1 protein-coding gene is annotated in these 680 nt (G+C 50.9%); it reads right to left on the bottom strand.

Annotation, left to right across the window (positions count from 1 at the left end; genetic code table 11):
• Positions 1-200 precede the first annotated feature (200 nt).
• The coding region (locus MoGM_RS12885; protein WP_158249526.1) for a hypothetical protein at positions 201-680 on the bottom strand (480 nt) is incomplete at its 5' end.

Genomic DNA, 680 nt, shown 5'->3' with positions numbered 1-680 from the left:
TCATAGGGTATTTCAACCTTTGGGTCCCTTTGCTTGCTGTTCTTCTCCGCGTGGCGAAGATGCCACCGAACGATGTTGAACAGTCCGACAGTATCAAAATTTTTATTCTGTCCTGATGTGCGTACAATGTGTTTCGACCGCAGGGACTTAAAAGTGGAGTTCATCACCCCACTTTTTTTATGCCCTTATTTATCGATTGATTAGTCAAGCGAGAAAGTGCGGAGAAACGAATAAGTTGCCGTTTGAGGCCCTAACACTTTGGATTTATACTGGCTTATGCGGTATTTCATGCGCACTATCTCGCCGCCGCTGTCCTTGCCCCCCGTGGGCTTGAGCCTGGCTATCTGTACGCCGATAGGCGCATAAGCCTTGTGGCACGTTCCTTTGGTGTTCTTGGTCGTTTTCAGCACTATTTTTTTGCGGTTGCCCTGTATGCGGTAGAAGCCACCTGTACCCACATAGAAAAGCGACGCGCAGAGCGTCGGCAGCTCCTTGCCTATCAGGTTGGAGTCAGTCTTGGGGTCGGCCACGCCTATGCACTTGGGTACATACCATTTGCCGGGCTCGCCTTTGCTCAGGCGTATGCCCTTGAAATGCACATACTGGCTTTTCGGCTGTCTTTTCTGGCGCTTCCCTTTGTTCTTGGTGTATGACTTTGCACCGCCCGTCCGACGGTAGGA

It is taken from the genome of Prevotella sp. MGM1 (genome assembly GCF_002933775.1).
Lineage (GTDB): Bacteria > Bacteroidota > Bacteroidia > Bacteroidales > Bacteroidaceae > Prevotella.
The sequence above is the reverse complement of the archived record's forward strand: the minus strand, read 5'-3'. Positions and strand labels throughout refer to the sequence as shown.